This window comes from Pseudomonas sp. URIL14HWK12:I6 (assembly GCF_000514195.1).
GTDB classification, from domain to species: Bacteria; Pseudomonadota; Gammaproteobacteria; order Pseudomonadales; family Pseudomonadaceae; genus Aquipseudomonas; species Aquipseudomonas putida_A.
Genome location: NZ_AZVL01000009.1, coordinates 52,308 through 68,452 on the forward strand (window position 1 = coordinate 52,308; position 16,145 = coordinate 68,452).

The 16,145-nt window shown below is 61.5% G+C and carries 13 protein-coding genes; 7 read left to right on the plus strand and 6 right to left on the minus strand.

Annotation, left to right across the window (positions count from 1 at the left end; translation table 11 throughout):
* The first annotated feature begins 51 nt into the window (after nucleotides 1-51).
* From H043_RS0113510 to H043_RS0113540, 7 genes are all read left to right on the plus strand, one after another.
* Nucleotides 52-774: a response regulator transcription factor gene (locus tag H043_RS0113510; RefSeq protein ID WP_027612301.1), complete on the plus strand. Its 723-nt coding sequence runs from the start codon at nucleotides 52-54 to the stop codon at nucleotides 772-774.
* Nucleotides 761-2,185: a sensor histidine kinase gene (locus tag H043_RS0113515; protein WP_027612302.1), complete on the plus strand. Its 1,425-nt coding sequence runs from the start codon at nucleotides 761-763 to the stop codon at nucleotides 2,183-2,185. The genes H043_RS0113510 and H043_RS0113515 overlap by 14 nt, the downstream gene beginning before the upstream one ends.
* A 202-nt stretch (nucleotides 2,186-2,387) precedes the next feature.
* Complete coding sequence (gene cysM / locus H043_RS0113520) at nucleotides 2,388-3,290, plus strand: cysteine synthase CysM (protein ID WP_027612303.1); 903 nt, start codon at nucleotides 2,388-2,390, stop codon at nucleotides 3,288-3,290.
* A complete protein-coding gene (gene rlmD / locus H043_RS0113525; RefSeq protein ID WP_027612304.1) occupies nucleotides 3,290-4,666 on the plus strand; it encodes a 23S rRNA (uracil(1939)-C(5))-methyltransferase RlmD in 1,377 nt (458 codons plus the stop codon). Before cysM ends, rlmD begins: the two co-directional genes overlap by 1 nt.
* Before the next feature lie 101 nt (nucleotides 4,667-4,767).
* Entirely contained in the window at nucleotides 4,768-7,011 is a 2,244-nt protein-coding gene (gene relA, locus H043_RS0113530; RefSeq protein ID WP_027612305.1) for a GTP diphosphokinase, read from the plus strand.
* Between the two features lie 127 nt (nucleotides 7,012-7,138).
* Entirely contained in the window at nucleotides 7,139-7,972 is an 834-nt protein-coding gene (gene mazG, locus H043_RS0113535; protein ID WP_027612306.1) for a nucleoside triphosphate pyrophosphohydrolase, read from the plus strand.
* 26 nt (nucleotides 7,973-7,998) lie between these two features.
* Entirely contained in the window at nucleotides 7,999-8,541 is a 543-nt protein-coding gene (locus tag H043_RS0113540; protein WP_007968960.1) for a DUF2058 domain-containing protein, read from the plus strand.
* Between the two features lie 70 nt (nucleotides 8,542-8,611).
* Here H043_RS0113540 and H043_RS0113545 read toward each other — a convergent pair whose 3' ends face one another.
* The 6 genes from H043_RS0113545 to H043_RS0113570 all read right to left on the minus strand — a co-directional run bounded on the left by H043_RS0113545 (nucleotide 8,612) and on the right by H043_RS0113570 (nucleotide 16,143).
* The gene (locus tag H043_RS0113545; protein ID WP_027612307.1) at nucleotides 8,612-8,800 is read right to left on the minus strand and encodes a hypothetical protein; all 189 of its coding nucleotides are present in this window, start codon (nucleotides 8,798-8,800) and stop codon (nucleotides 8,612-8,614) included.
* 389 nt (nucleotides 8,801-9,189) lie between these two features.
* A complete protein-coding gene (gene fabB, locus H043_RS0113550) occupies nucleotides 9,190-10,410 on the minus strand; it encodes a beta-ketoacyl-ACP synthase I (RefSeq protein ID WP_007968959.1) in 1,221 nt (406 codons plus the stop codon).
* 11 nt (nucleotides 10,411-10,421) lie between these two features.
* On the minus strand, nucleotides 10,422-10,937 hold the full coding sequence (fabA, locus tag H043_RS0113555) for a 3-hydroxyacyl-[acyl-carrier-protein] dehydratase FabA (protein ID WP_003227150.1): 516 nt from the start codon (nucleotides 10,935-10,937) through the stop codon (nucleotides 10,422-10,424).
* Nucleotides 10,938-11,184: 247 nt separating this feature from the next.
* A complete protein-coding gene (locus H043_RS0113560) occupies nucleotides 11,185-13,089 on the minus strand; it encodes a response regulator (protein WP_027612308.1) in 1,905 nt (634 codons plus the stop codon).
* Nucleotides 13,086-14,018: an ABC transporter substrate-binding protein gene (locus H043_RS0113565; RefSeq protein WP_027612309.1), complete on the minus strand. Its 933-nt coding sequence runs from the start codon at nucleotides 14,016-14,018 to the stop codon at nucleotides 13,086-13,088. Before H043_RS0113565 ends, H043_RS0113560 begins: the two co-directional genes overlap by 4 nt.
* Nucleotide 14,019: 1 nt before the next feature.
* Nucleotides 14,020-16,143: a TonB-dependent siderophore receptor gene (locus tag H043_RS0113570; RefSeq protein ID WP_027612310.1), complete on the minus strand. Its 2,124-nt coding sequence runs from the start codon at nucleotides 16,141-16,143 to the stop codon at nucleotides 14,020-14,022.
* Nucleotides 16,144-16,145 lie beyond the last annotated feature (2 nt).

The following is a 16,145-nucleotide window of genomic DNA, read 5'->3' on the forward strand; positions in this document are numbered from 1 at the left end:
TGGCGGGCAATCTTGAATAATCGGCCAACTGAGAATTATTAGCAGATACTCATGACTCCTGTTTCCACCGACCTGCCACGCATTCTCGCCATTGAGGACGACCCGGTGCTGGGCGCCTATGTTCACGAGCATCTGGGCCGCAGCGGCTTTGCGGTGACCTGGTGCCAGAACGGTCAGGAAGGGCTGAACATTGCGCGTCGCCAGCCGTTCGACGTGGTGCTGATGGACATTCTGCTGCCGGGGCTCGACGGCCTGAAGGTGCTGACTCAGTTGCGCCAGAGTCATTCGACGCCGGTGCTGCTGATGTCGGCGCTGGGCGCCGAGGCCGATCGCATCAGCGGTTTTCGCCTGGGCGCCGATGATTACCTGCCCAAGCCGTTCAGCATGGCCGAGCTGCATGTGCGGATCGAGGCGATCCTGCGCCGGGTGGCGCTGGATCGGCGCCCGGCAGCGATTGCCCCGGCTGCGATCCACGGCGCGCTGCGCTTCGACGACGAACAATGCGAAGTCTTCTATAACGCACAAGCCGCCGGTCTGACTCGCAGCGAATACCGTCTGCTGGAAACCCTCAATCGCAACGACGAAGAAGTGCTGAGCAAGGCCTTCCTTTATCAGCATGTGCTGCAACGCGGCTACGCGGCCCACGACCGCAGCCTCGACATGCACATCAGCCAGATCCGCCGCAAACTCAAGGCCATCGGTTACCTCGAACGGGAAGTGCGCACGGTGTGGGGCAAGGGTTATGTGCTGAGTGCATCCGATGAAAGTCTCTGACCTGCCGGGGCGGCATTCGCTGTTCTGGAAACTGGCGTGTCTGCTGGTAGCGTTCTGTCTGTTGATGATCTGGCTGAGCTGGTCCTGGGGCCGCTACATGGAAGAGCGCAACCAGTATCTCTCCGACGAGGCGCGCGGCACCCTCAGCCGCTATGCCGGCGAAGCCGAGCGCGCGTGGCAGCGCGGTGAGCGTGACGGGGTCGATAACTGGTTGCAGAGCATGGAGCTGCGCGAAGCCGCCTGGGTCGGGGTGATCGACCGCAATCTGCAGTCGTTGAGCAGCGATCCGCTGGATGAACAGGAAATCCAGCACCTGACCTTTTTGCGCGGCCTCGACTGGCCGATCCACAAGCAAGGCCGGCCATGGCTGCGCGTACCGTTTCCGCAGAATCCGTCCGCCGGCAGTCTGGTAATCGAGTTGCCCGAGCGCTTCCTGCCGGGGAAATACCGGGTGTTCTGGCGGGTGATCACCAACGGGGTGATTCCGGGATTGTTCACCTTGCTGCTGTGTGTCGGTCTGTATCGCTTGCTGGTGGTGCCGCTGAACAATCTACGCAAGCAGGCCAATGCGTGGCGTGCCGACCAATTGAATGTGCGTCTGTCGAGCGGCATTACCCAGCGCCCGGACGAACTCGGTGAACTGGCGCGGGCCTTCGATTCAATGTCCGAACGCCTGCAATCCACCGTCGCCCTGCAACAGCAATTGCTGCGCGACCTGTCCCATGAACTGCGCACGCCGCTGAGCCGGCTGCGGGTGGCCAGTGAAAGCGAACAGGATCTACGGCAACTGCGCGAGCGCATCAGCCGTGAAGTCGACGGCATGCAACGACTGGTCGAAGACACCCTGCAACTGGCGTGGCTCGACACCGAGCGTGCGCCGCTGCCGGACGAGGCGATCCAGATTCAGGCCTTGTGGGAAATGCTCACCGACAATGCCTGTTATGAAAGCGGCTGGCCGAGCCTGCAATTGCAGTGCGCGGTGCCGGCGTCGTGCTGGGTGCGCGGCAACCTCAATACTTTGGCGCAGGCGCTGGAGAACATCCTGCGCAACGCCATTCGGCATTCGCCCGAGGGCGGCATCGTGCGCCTCGATGGACGGCGTGACGGCGATTACTGGCATTTATGGCTGGAGGATCAGGGCGGCGGGGTGGCCGAGGGCGATCTGCAACGGATCTTCTCACCCTTCACCCGCCTCGACGGCTCGCGCCCGGGGGACGGCGGTTTTGGGCTGGGGCTGAGCATTGCGAGGAATGCGGTGCAGCGTCAGGGTGGGATGGTGTGGGCGGAGAATGGTGGGGCGGGGTTGCGCTTGAATTTTCGGCTGATTGCCGATGACGGCGGCGTGACGGCTGACGCCTTCGCGAGCAAGCCCGCTCCCACAGTGGATGTGGGGCGTCCGCAGATTGTATAACCAACACCGCCACCCTCCTGTGGGAGCGGGCTTGCTCGCGAAGGGGCCCTTCGATTCACCGCTGAACTCAAAAGTCGCACCACCGGTGCGACATTCATCTGCTTATTCCCAGAAACCATAAGCACCGCACTTTGCGTGATATGGCCTGCGAACGTTTGCCGGTATGATAGGCGCCCCCGCACGTCTGGATTGCGAATACGCCATGACCCTGCAGTACCCAACCATCGCCGATTGCGTCGGCAACACTCCGCTGGTGCGTTTGCAGCGCCTGCCCGGTGCCACCAGCAACACCCTATTGCTCAAGCTCGAAGGGAACAACCCGGCGGGCTCGGTCAAGGACCGTCCGGCGCTGTCGATGATCACCCGTGCCGAACTGCGCGGGCAGATCCACGCCGGTGACACGCTGATCGAAGCGACCTCGGGCAACACCGGGATTGCGCTGGCCATGGCCGCCGCGATCAAGGGTTACAAGATGATCCTGATCATGCCGGACAACTCCAGTGCCGAACGTAAAGCGGCGATGACCGCTTACGGTGCCGAGCTGATTCTGGTCAGTCAGGAAGAGGGCATGGAAGGCGCTCGCGATCTCGCCCAGCGGATGGAAGCCGAAGGCCGTGGCAAGGTGCTCGATCAGTTCGCCAACGGCGATAATCCGGAAGCGCATTACACCACCACCGGCCCGGAAATCTGGCGTCAGACCCAGGGCACCATCACCCATTTCGTCAGTTCGATGGGCACCACCGGCACCATCATGGGCGTCTCGCGCTACTTGAAAGAGCAGAGCGACAGCGTGCAGATCATCGGGCTGCAACCGATGGAAGGCTCGGCCATTCCCGGTATCCGTCGCTGGCCGCAGGAATACCTGCCGAAGATCTATCAGGCCGACCGCGTCGACCGCATTGTCGACATGGCGCAAAGCGAAGCCGAGGACGTCACCCGGCGTCTGGCCCGCGAAGAAGGCATCTTCTGTGGCGTGTCCTCGGGCGGTGCGGTGGCAGCGATGCTGCGCCTGTCCAAAGAAGTTGAAAACGCGGTGATCGTCGCGATCATTTGCGACCGTGGCGACCGTTATCTGTCGACCGGCATTTTCGACGCGCCCAACTGATGGCCAAGCACGAGAGAGGCCTGCGCTTCCAGCCCACCGGCGGCAGCAAGGCCGCGCAAATTCCGACCGGCAAAAAACAGCGCTTGAACATCGAGCGCCTGGCCAATGACGGTCGCGGCATCGCGTTTTTCGAAGGCAAAACCTGGTTCGTCCTCGGCGCCCTCGCCGGTGAAGAGGTCGAGGCGCGGGTGCTTGGCGCCCGCGGCAAAGTGGTCGAAGCGCGCACCGAGCGCGTGTTCAAGGCCAGCGAGTTGCGTCGCCCGGCAGCCTGTCAGCATGCCGGCCGCTGCGGCGGGTGCAGCGTGCAACACTTGCCCCACGCCGAACAGCTTGCCCTGAAACAGCGCATGCTCGCCGAGCAGTTGTCGAAGGTTGCCGGGGTCGCGCCTGACGAATGGGCTGCGCCCTTGACCGGCCCGGAATTCGGCTATCGCCGCCGCGCGCGGATCGCCGTGCGCTGGGACATGAAAGCCAAGCAGCTTGAAGTCGGTTTCCGCGCTGCCGGCAGTCAGGACATCGTCGCCATCAACGAATGCCCGGTGCTGGTACAGCCCTTGCAACCGATCATGACCCGTTTGCCGGAGATGCTCCGTCGTTTGAGCAAACCGCAGGCGCTGGGGCATGTCGAGTTGTTCAGTGGTTCATCGCTGGCGGTGTTGTTGCGACACATGGCGCCACTGTCCGAAGCCGACCTGACGATCCTCAAGGATTTCTGCCAGTTCCATCAGGCGCAACTGTGGCTGCATGGTGAGGGCGAGCCGCAACCGGTGGATGCCACGCAGGCGCTGGGCTATCGCCTGGAGCAATGGGATCTCGATCTGGCCTGGCGGCCAGGGGATTTCATTCAGGTCAACGCCGGGGTCAATGAGGCCATGGTCGCGCAGGCGCTGGACTGGCTGAAGCCGACCGGTGACGAGCGCGTACTCGACCTGTTCTGCGGTCTGGGCAACTTCGCCTTGCCGCTGGCCAAAAGCGTGCGTGAAGTGGTGGCGGTGGAGGGCGTGCAGACCATGGTCGACCGTGCCGCTGCGAACGCTGCTAGCAACAATTTGCATAACACAAAGTTTTTTCAAGCCGATTTATCCCAGCCTTTGACCGATGCTCAGTGGATCGGAAACGGCTTTTCTGCGGTACTCTTGGACCCACCGCGTGACGGTGCTTTCGAGGTGGTGCGCAAGCTCGCGACCCTGGGTGCCAAACGGTTGGTGTATGTATCGTGCAACCCTGCAACTCTGGCGCGCGATACGGTCGAATTGATCAGGCAGGGCTACCGGTTAAAACGTGCCGGGATTCTCGATATGTTTCCTCAGACGGCACATGTCGAGGCCATGGCGTTATTTGAAGCGAGCCAGGATGGCTCGTCTGAATCCGTCTGACCTGTCCGGGCGGCGCTCGCTTTAGCCCCGCGAGCGCATACGGGCGTTGAGGGTCAGCGATTTGACGCATTGAATCTGCGTCGTAGGGAAGGTAAAGCAGCATGGTACAGGTGAGAGCACACCAGCCGATCAACACTGACGGCAGTATCAATCTCGAGGCTTGGCTCGATCACGCGGTCAGTGTCGACATGGCACTGGATCGCGAAGCCTTGAAAGAAGCCTGCGAGTTCGCTCGCGAGGCCGAACAGCAGTCCAATGCCAAGAAGAATCTGTGGGCCGAAGGCTCCGGCAGTTTCAGCACGGGACTGGAGATCGCCGAGATCCTCGCCGATCTCAAACTCGATCAGGATTCGCTGGTCGCGGCGGTGCTTTATCGCGGTGTTCGCGAGGGCCAGATCGAGCTCGCGGCGGTCAGCCAGCGCTTCGGTCCCGTCGTGGCCAAACTGATCGACGGCGTGCAGCGCATGGCGGCGATCAGTGCCAGCCTCAGCCCGCGCCAGTCGATGGTGATGGGCACCCAAGGCCAGGTGGAAAACCTGCGCAAGATGCTGGTGGCGATGGTCGACGACGTTCGTGTCGCGCTGATCAAACTGGCCGAACGTACCTGCGCCATTCGTGCGGTGAAAACCGCTGATGACGAGAAGCGCAATCGCGTCGCCCGGGAAGTCTTCGACATCTATGCGCCGCTCGCGCACCGACTCGGCATCGGTCATATCAAGTGGGAACTGGAGGACTTGTCCTTCCGTTACCTGGAACCCGATCAATACAAACAGATCGCCAAGCTGCTCCATGAGCGGCGGCTGGACCGTGAGCGGTTCATCAGCGATGTGATGACCCAGCTCAAGGACGAATTGCAGGCCACCGGCGTCGACGCCGACATCAGCGGCCGGGCCAAACACATCTATTCGATCTGGCGCAAAATGCAGCGCAAGGGTCTGGAATTCAGCCAGATCTACGACGTGCGCGCGGTGCGTGTGCTGGTGCCGGAAATGCGCGACTGCTACACCGCGCTCGGCATCGTCCACACCCTGTGGCGGCACATCCCGAAAGAATTCGACGACTACATCGCCAACCCGAAAGAGAACGGCTACCGCTCGCTGCACACCGCGGTAATCGGTCCGGAAGGCAAGGTGCTGGAAGTGCAGATTCGTACGCACTCGATGCACGAAGAGGCCGAGCTCGGCGTCTGCGCGCACTGGCGCTACAAGGGCACCGACGTCAAATCCGGCTCCAACCACTACGAAGAGAAAATCTCCTGGCTGCGTCAGGTGCTCGAGTGGCACGAAGAACTGGGCGATATCGGTGGTCTGGCCGAACAGCTGCGGGTCGATATCGAACCGGATCGGGTGTACATCTTCACCCCGGACGGCCACGCCATCGACTTGCCGAAGGGCGCGACGCCGCTGGACTTCGCCTATCGCGTGCACACCGAAATCGGGCACAACTGCCGTGGCGCGAAGATCAACGGGCGGATCGTGCCGCTCAACTACAGCCTGCAGACCGGTGAACAGGTCGAGATCATCACCAGCAAGCACGGTACGCCGAGCCGCGACTGGCTGAACCCGAACCTGGGTTACGTCACCACCTCGCGGGCGCGGGCGAAGATCGTTCACTGGTTCAAGTTGCAGGCCCGTGACCAGAACGTCGCGGCCGGTAAAACCCTGATCGAGCGCGAACTCAATCGCCTCGGTCTGCCGGCGGTGGACTTCGACAAGCTGGCCGAAAAGGCCAACATGAAAACCGCCGAAGACATGTTCGCCGCCCTCGGTGCCGGCGACTTGCGTCTGGCGCAACTGGTCAACCTGGCGCAGCAACTGGTCGAGCCGGAACGCGGCAACGAACAGCTGGAGCTGATTCCGCGCAAGGCCACTGGCTACAAGCCGGGCAAGCGCGGCGACATTCAGATCCAGGGTGTCGGCAACCTGATGACGCAGATGGCCGGCTGCTGCCAGCCACTGCCGGGCGACGCGATTGTCGGCTACATCACCCAGGGCCGCGGCGTGAGCATTCACCGGCAGGACTGCGCCTCGGTGCTGCAACTGGCCGGGCGCGAGCCGGAGCGGATCATCCAGGTCAGCTGGGGCCCGGTGCCGGTGCTCACTTATCCGGTGGACATCGTCATCCGCGCCTACGACCGTTCCGGTCTGCTGCGGGACGTCTCGCAGGTGCTGCTCAACGAGCGGATCAACGTGCTGGCGGTCAACACCCGCTCGAACAAGGAAGACAACACTGCGTTGATGTCGCTGACCATCGAGATCCCGGGGCTGGATGCGCTGGGGCGCTTGCTGGGACGGATTTCGCAGTTGCCGAACATCATCGAGACGCGGCGTAACCGTACTCCGTGATGTCGTTTTTCTGTGGGAGCGAGCCTGCTCGCGAAGAGGGTGTGTCAGCCGACAAGGTTGTTGCAGACACACCGCTTTCGCGAGCAGGCTCGCTCCCACAATGGTTTTGTGGTGAGACAGAAAAATGATGCACAGCCTTGAAGACCTGCTCCACCTGATGAACCGCCTGCGCGACCCGCAGTACGGTTGCCCGTGGGACATCAAGCAAACCTACGCGACCATCGTCCCGCACACCCTCGAAGAAGCCTATGAAGTGGCCGACGCCATCGAGCGGGGCGACTTCGATCACTTGCAGGGCGAGCTGGGTGATCTGCTGTTTCAGGTGGTCTATTACAGCCAGTTGGCCAAGGAAGAAGGGCGCTTCGAATTCGCCGGAGTGATCGACAGCATCACCCGCAAGCTGATCCGCCGCCATCCGCACGTGTTCCCCACCGGCGATCTGTATGCGCCGCTGGACGTACCACGCTTGAGCGAAGAGCAGGTCAAGCAGCGCTGGGAAGAGATCAAGGCCGAAGAACGCGCCGAGAAATCCGCCGCGCCCGAGCAGCTGTCACTGCTCGATGATGTGCCTGCCGCGTTGCCGGCGCTGTCGCGTTCGGCCAAATTGCAGAAGCGCGCTGCGCAGGTCGGCTTCGACTGGCCGGATGCGTTGCCGGTACTGGACAAGGTGCGCGAAGAGCTCGATGAGGTGCTCGAAGCCATGTCCGAAAACGATCCGCAAGCAGTGGCCGACGAGATCGGCGATCTGCTGTTTTCCGTGGTCAATCTGGCCCGGCACCTGAAGGTCGATCCGGAAACCACGCTGCGTAGCGCCAACGCCAAGTTTGAAAGACGTTTCCGTTTTATCGAACAGGCATTGCGCGACACCCGTCGTCCCATGGAAGATTGCACCCTCGAAGAGTTGGACGCCCTGTGGGGCGAAGCCAAACGTCAGGAAAAGAATTTGCCCAGCTGCGGCTGAGCCGTTGCCCAAGTGAGTAAGCATTAATGAGCCTTTCCCTTCGCGACCAGTTGCTCAAAGCAGGTCTGGTCAACCAAAAGCAGGCCAAGCAGGTCAGCAAAGACAAGCAGAAGCAACAGCGTCTGGCCCACAAAGGGCAGGCCGAGCTGGATGATTCGCAGCAGCGCGCCGCTCAGGAAGCCATGGCCGAGAAGGTCAAGCGCGACCAGGAGTTGAACCGTCAGCAGCAGGAGAAAGCCGAGGCCAAGGCCCGCGCCGCGCAGGTCAAGCAGTTGATCGAAGTCTCGCGTCTGCCGAAGCTGACCACTGAGGACTACTACAACTTCGTCGACGACAAGAAGGTCAAGCGCATCTCGGTCAATACGCTGATGCGCAACAAGCTCAGCAGCGGCTCGCTGGCGATCGTGCACCATGCCGGCGGCTACGAAGTGATCCCTCGTGAAGCGGCCCTGAAGATCCAGGAGCGCGACCCGCAACGTATCGTGCAGCTCAACGTGCAGACCGAAGAGGTCAATGCCGAAGACGATCCGTACGCGGCCTATCAGATCCCGGATGACCTGATGTGGTAAACCGATAAAGCTGTAATAACGACAAACCCCGCTCATGGCGGGGTTTGTCGTTTTCAATGCTGTGGTTGCTTCAGGCGGATTTCAGATCCCGCTGCTTTTCCTGCAGTTCCAATTCGGCCTTGTAATTGTGGGCGTCAATCTCGTTGTGGAACATGCCGACCAGCAAGTCTTGTTGATGCACATCCCAGATGCGGATACCGGCGGCTACGCCTTCGTGGGACATGTGTGAATCGTCGCGTTCAGTTACTTTTACAGTCATCTGCTAGCTCCAAATCTCAAGTTATCTGCAGCAAGGCGTGTGCAGGACTCTTTTATATGATTTGTTAGCTTGCTAAGTAAACGCTTGATTTGCGCAAGGTGTTGTTGCGGTTTTTGCAACAGTGCTGCAGCCCGCGTAATCCGCGACATTCGGTCGCAGGGTGCAAGGTTTCATGACAGAAGTTTCATTTTCAGAAGCTCAGCAAGTCCACTTGTGGGAGCGAGCCTGCTCGCGAATTCGGTGGGTCAGATGATGAGAGGGTGGCTGGAATATCGCATTCGCGAGCAGGCTCGCTCCCACAGGGTTTACGGTTAACTGCCATTTATTTCAGGCAAAAAAACGCCCCGAACCAGTCGGGGCGTTTTCATGTGTGGCTCTGCAGCGGGGACTTACTTGCCTTCCCAGCGCTTCAGCACCAACGTGGCGTTGGTGCCGCCGAAGCCGAAGCTGTTGCTCATCACGGTGTTGATGGTGGCGTTTTCGCGGGTCTTGGTCAGCACCGGCAGATCGGCCACTTCAGGGTCCAGTTCGTCGATGTTGGCGGAGCCGGCGATGAAGTTGCCTTCCATCATCAGCATGCAGTAGATCGCTTCGTGAACGCCGGCGGCGCCCAGGGAGTGACCGGACAGGCTCTTGGTCGAGCTGATCGCAGGAGCCTTGTCGCCGAACACTTCACGCACACCTTTCATTTCCGCGACGTCGCCGACCGGAGTCGAGGTGCCGTGGGTGTTCAGGTAGTCGATCGGGGTGTCGACGGTGGACATTGCCATCTGCATGCAGCGGATCGCGCCTTCGCCACTTGGGGCAACCATGTCGTAGCCGTCGGACGTTGCGCCGTAGCCAACGATTTCGGCGTAGATCTTGGCACCACGGGCCAGAGCGTGTTCCAGCTCTTCAACCACGACCATGCCGCCACCGCCAGCGATGACGAAACCGTCACGGTCGGCGTCGTAGGCGCGGGAGGCTTGCTCCGGGGTGTCGTTGCGCTTGCTGGACAGGGCGCCCATCGCGTCGAACAGGAACGACTGGCTCCAGTGCTCTTCTTCACCGCCACCGGCGAAGACGATGTCCTGCTTGCCCATCTGGATCTGTTCCATGGCGGTACCGATGCAGTGAGCACTGGTGGCGCAGGCAGAAGCGATGGAGTAGTTCAGGCCCTTGATCTTGAACGGCGTGGCCAGGCACGCGGAAACGGTGCTGCTCATGGTCCGCGTTACACGGTATGGGCCAACGCGTTTCACGCCTTTCTCGCGCAGGATGTCCAGCGCTTCCATCTGGTTCAGAGTCGACGCGCCGCCCGAGCCGGCGATCAGGCCGGTACGCGGGTTGGACACTTGCTCTTCGGTCAGGCCGGAGTCAGTGATCGCGTCTTTCATGGCCAGGTAGGCGTAAGCCGCTGCGTGGCCGACGAAACGATAGATCTTGCGATCGATCAGTTCTTCAAGGTTGAGGTCGATGGAGCCGGAAACCTGGCTACGCAGACCCATTTCAGCATATTCCGGGTTGAACCGGATGCCAGGGCGGCTTGCACGCAGGTTAGCGGAGACGGTCTCTTTGTCATTGCCCAGGCACGAAACAATGCCCAGACCAGTGATAACGACGCGGCGCATGCGAATAACCCTTAGAAGTTGTCAGTGGAGGTGAACACGCCGACGCGAAGGCCTTCGGCGGTGTAGATTTCGCGACCGTCGACAGTCACCGAACCGTCGGCGATGGCCAGGTTCAGCTTGCCCTTGAGGACGCGTTTGATATGAATGTTGTAGGTGACTTTCTTGGCGGTCGGCAGGACCTGGCCGAAGAATTTCACTTCGCCCGAACCCAGCGCACGGCCACGGCCCGGCAGACCTTGCCAGCCCAGGAAGAAGCCGACCAGTTGCCACATGGCGTCCAGACCCAGGCAGCCCGGCATTACCGGATCGCCTTCGAAGTGGCACGCGAAGAACCACAGGTCAGGGTTGATATCCAGCTCGGCGACCAATTCACCTTTGCCGTACTTGCCGCCTTCTTCGCTGATCAGGGTGATGCGATCCACCATCAGCATGTTCGGGGCGGGCAGTTGCGCGTTACCTGGGCCGAACAGCTCACCGCGACTGCAGCGCAGCAGGTCTTCCCGAGTAAAGGCGTTTTGTTTGGTCATGCGAGCTCCTCAATAATCCCATGCGGCAGGTGGGGCAAATCTTCCCGGCCGATCGACGCGTTCATGCCTCGTACCGGCAGCCTACTCATAGACTATTGCGTTGTGGTGAAAGTCACAGCACCAAGGACATGAATGTACACTTGTGCACTGAAATTTTTATTCAAGCCTCTTTTGAGGCTTGTTCGGGTGCCTAAGACTGCCGCACTTTCGCTTTTCACGCCAGTCGCAGATGGTCGAAAAACCGTCACTACTGCACCCAGCGCTGCAGAATCTGTTGTAGGTCATTGCGTTTGAACGGCTTGGCCAGGTAATCGTTCATGCCCGCCGACAGGCAGGTTTCGCGGTCGCCCTGCAAGGCGTTGGCGGTCAGCGCGATGATCGGTACCTCGCCGCGTCCGGGCAGTTGACGGATCTGCCGAGTCGCCTCGTAACCGTCGATGATCGGCAGGCGGCAGTCCATCAGAATCACTTCGAAATCATTGCCTTCGGCGCTGCGCACCGCTTGCGCGCCATCGGTGGCGACGCTGACAGTAAAGCCGAGGCTGCGCAGCATCGCTTCGATGACGGTCTGGTTGACCGGATTGTCCTCCACCAGCAACACATTGCGCCCCTCACCATGCCCGTTGCCATTGGCTGCACGCGGTGCCGCCAGTTGCGGCAACGTCTGCTTATATAAGGCCAGCGGGATTTCCAGAGTGAACACCGACCCCAGGCCTTCTTCGCTTTGCGCGCGTAACGTCCCGCCCATGCGTTCGGCCAGGGTGCGGGCGATCGGCAAGCCGAGGCCGGTGCCGCCATAGCGCCGGGAAATCGAACTGTCGGCCTGCTGGAACGCATTGAACATCAACTCCAGGCTTTCCGAGGAGATGCCGATGCCGCTGTCGCGCACCGAACAGGTGAACCACAGCAACTCGTGATCCAGCGACTGCCACTGCGCCTCGATGCTGACCCGGCCGCGCTCGGTGAACTTCAAGGCATTGCCCACCAGGTTGACCAGAATCTGCCGGATCCGCGTCGGGTCGCCCTGCACCTGCAAGGCGCGCATGTCCTCGGGGATCCGCAGGTTCAGGTCCAGGCCACGCTGCACCGCGCTGTGCTGGAACGACTGGGCACACGCGCCGATCAGGTCGGCGAGGTTGAATGGAATGTGCTCAAGCTCCAGCTCCGAGCGTTCGATCCGCGAGAAGTCGAGAATGTCGTTGATGACTTTCAGCAGGTGTTCGGTGGACTCGGAAGCGAGCGCCGCGTACTCGATCTGCTCCTCGGTCATGTCGGTGGTTTCCAGCAACTGCAACATGCCCAGCACTCCGTTCATGGGGGTGCGCAGTTCGTGGCTCATCATCGCCAGAAAATCGGATTTGGCATTGTTGGCTTTTTCCGCTTCTTCGCGGGTCTGGATCAGTTGCGCCATCGCCTGATGCTGTTCGCGGCTGGCCTGTTCCAGGGCCTGGGCGAGGTTGTTGATGTGTTGCGACAGGGCGCCCAGTTCGGTGTCATCGACGATCGGCAGCGGAGTCTTGTAGTCGCCTTGCTGAATCGCCTTGACCGCGTTGCCAATATCGCGGATCGGCGCCGACAGGCTGCCGGCCAGACGCCGCGCCAGAACAAACGTGAAGAGCAGGGCGAACAACGCCAGGATCCCGGCCTTGAGCAGAATTTCCTGCTGGCGCTGACTGAAGGCATCGTTGGACAGACCGACGATCACCCGGCCCAGATAGTCCTCGCTGGTCACGTTGTTGCTGGCTTTGGCGTCGTGGAAAAAATCGCTGTTGAGGGCGATCCGTTGCAGGCGCACCGGGGCCTGGAACACCTCCACCTGATGCGGGCGGTTGTGCGCATCGGCGGCTTGCTCAACGTAGGCCAGAATACGGTTGGCGCTGTCCTGCACTTCCAGAAAGCGTACGTTCGGTGTGGCCAGGGTCGCTTTGAGCAGGCTTTCCAGCACTTCGTTGTTGCCGGAAATCACCCCGTACTCGGTGGCGGGCGCCAGTTGGTTGGCGATCAGTTGCCCGGTGTGATTGAGCTCCTGCCGTAAATCCTGAATCCGCACGAAGGTAAAGAAACTGATCAGCAGCAGCGTGAGCAGCAGGGCCGGGCCGAGGCTGATCAATTGCGTGCGGGTGTTGATGTCCCAGCGGCGACGCAGATTCATGGGTGGCTTTCTCCTTCAGCCAACTGGCGGGCTACAGACGCTTCATCGATTGGCTCGATACCCAGGGAACGAGCGACCTGCACATTACTTGAGACCTTGAAGCGATCGGGGTAGAGCGTTCGCGGCCACGTCGCCGGCGGGCGATCGAGCAACTGGTCAAGGATCGCCAGCCAGTCGGGCTGATCGCTGTAAGTGCTGGCGAGGCTGCCGGCCCGCACGAATGCCGCGTTCGGCCCGACCAGCGCCACTTGCCGGGAGTAACTGCTGAGCAACAGGTTTTTCGCGGTTTTCGGGTTGTACAGATCGGGATCGTCGAGGCCCAGCAGCACGTCACTGTTTCTCAGCACGCTTTGCAACGGGCGACTGTCCTGGGTGTTGTCCCAACGCTGGCTGACGATTTGCAGATTCAGCGGCGCTGCGGCCTGGTGCAGCTCCTTGAGCAGGAATTCGCTGTGCTGGTCGAACAGCACGCCGACCCGGCGCACCTGCGGCAGAATCCGCCGAATCAGTTGCAGTTGCCGCCCCAGCGGCGGGTCGCTCCACAGCAGACTCAAGTGCGGCGGTTGTGCGCCACCCAGGCGTTGCCGCGCTTGCAGTCGGCTGATGCGCAACACCAGCGTCGCCGGGCCTTGGGGCTCCTGCAGACGCCAGTCGAGGCTGGGCAGGTCGAGCAGAATCATCCGCAGATTGGCCGGCAACTTGCCCGGCGCCGGCAGGCTGGTCAGTGGCTGGAACCGCACGTTGTCAGTGGGACGCAGCTCGCTCAGGGCCTGGACGAAAGCTTGCACCCCGGGGCTTTCTTCGGCACCGGTCAACAGAATATCGGCGGCTTGCACCGCCACGCCGTGCAGCCACGCGGTCAAAAACAGACAGACACCCGCCAGCCAGTGGCCAAGGGTTGGCGTCTTGTTTGGCGTGGCGTAGCGCACCCTAGAACTCCAGCTCGGCGCTGAAGTACAGCACCCGGCGTTCGTCGTAATTGTTGTCGACGAAAGTGGTCGGTTCATTGTCGAGCCGCTGCTGCAGCACGCCGGCCAGTTGCAGTTGCGCCTTGCCCAGCGGGATGCGTTTGGCGATGCGCGTGTCGACGCGCTCGAAGCGGTAGCCGTTGAGCGCGTTGTCGCCGTAATAGAACAGCGCGCTGTTCCAGCCGTGGCCCCAATCACGCAGCCAGCCGGCAGAACCGCTGTTGCGCGAGGTGAATTGCTGATCCAGCGGATTGCTCGCTTCGGCGTCGACGAAAGCGTAAGTGAAGCGCAGGCGATCGATCATGCTCAGGCGCCAGTCGAGCTGGGTTTCGCTGCCGCGAAAGCGTGAGCTGTTGGCGTTGCTGGCGATGTACTGGTTGTTGCGCAGCGGCTCGCTGATCATCCCGGTGATTTCGTCGTAGAACAGCTTCACGTCCACGGCCAGCCCCAGCTCTGCGAAATAGCCGTTGTAGCCCAGTTCGCGCGAGCGCATGTGTTCCTGATCGAGATTGCCCGGGCCACGGGTCTTGACGAAGTAGCGCGCCGAAGACTGACCATAGGCGGACGGCCGCAGGTTGCTCACCTGATAGCTCCAGTTGACGTTGTTCTCGAACATGTCCGGCGAGCGGATCGCCTCCGAGTACACCGCGCGCAGGCCATGGCGTGGGTTGATCAGGTAGTTGATCGCGAAGCGGGGCGTCAGCGAACTGCCGATCAATTGGGTGTTTTCGAACATGGCGCCACCCTGCAACAGCCAGTGTTCACTAGCGCGCCACTCCAGTTGGCCGAACGCGCGCCAGGTGGTGTCGTCCAGCGTGCCGTTGAAGTAGGTCTCGGAGTCGGCCCGGTCGTAACGATAGTTCAGGCCACTGACCAGCCGCAGACTGTCGGACAGGCTGAGGGTGTCCTGCAATTCGAGGTCGTAGCGTGATTCGCGGGCGCTTTGATCGATGTCGCCGCACAAGGTCTGGCTGGCACCGTTGCGCCACTGATTCAGCACCTGATTGGCGAGGGCCATTTCCTGCGGCGTTCCGGCTTCCGGACCGGGGCCGGTGAAGCGGGTGATGTTGCGCGCCAGGCGTTCGGTGTAGTTCGGGTTGAGTTGCCACAGTTGGGTCAGTTGCGGGCTGAACGACACTTCGGCATCGCAGGCGCGCCACACTTGCTGGCGATCCCAGTGTTGGGCTGAACCTTGTATGTAAAGGCTGTGTTCGGGATTGATGTCGAGATTCCAGCGCACCGAGCCGGCGTAATCCTTGGCGACCACGTCGGAATTGTTCCCGGCAGCGGTAATCCCCGAGAACACCGGGTGGTAGGTGTAGGGCCGCTGGTTGCTGCCGTCCTTCGCGTTGATCTGCCAGTCGAGGCTCTGGTTGTCGCTCAGGGTCTGGCTGACGGCGAGGCTGAAGCGGTTCAAGCGGCGGCTGTCGCGATAATCGGCGCCGGTGCGGTCGCTGTCGAAGCCATCGTCTTCCTGGCCGGACAGCGACAGGCGCAAGTCGCCGCCATTCCACCCCGTGCCCTGGCTGGCATAGAAGTCGTTGATGCCGCGCTGGCCTCGGGTGACCTTCAGGCGCGTGCCGTGGCTGTCCGCCGGGTTGCGGGTGATGATGTTGACCACCGCCATCAGCGCGTTGGCGCCGTAGCTGACGGTGTTCGGCCCACGGAAAACCTCGATGCGCTCGATGTCTTCCATGGCCACCGGAATGTCACTCCAGTCCACCGTGGCCAGGCCTGCGCGGTACACCGAGCGGCCATCGATCAGCACCTGCATGCGCCGCGCTTCACTGGCATTGGTCCCGTGATAATTGACCGCCGCCTGATTGCCGCTGATGTTGCCGACCATCATCCCCGGCACCAGCCGCAGCAACTCGCTGATGTCCCGCGCGCCGCTGGCGTTGATCAGCTCACTGTCAAGCACGGTCATGCTCCCCGGCACTTCCGCCGGCGTCTGTTTCAGGCGCGTAGCCGTCAGCACCTGCGGCAGCGTTTCGCTGTCGACAAACAGGTCGTCCGCCTGCAACACCGGGCTGAACAGCAGCGCCAGCAGCAGTGACGAACGCGAGGGGGGAGAGCCAAAAGACACGG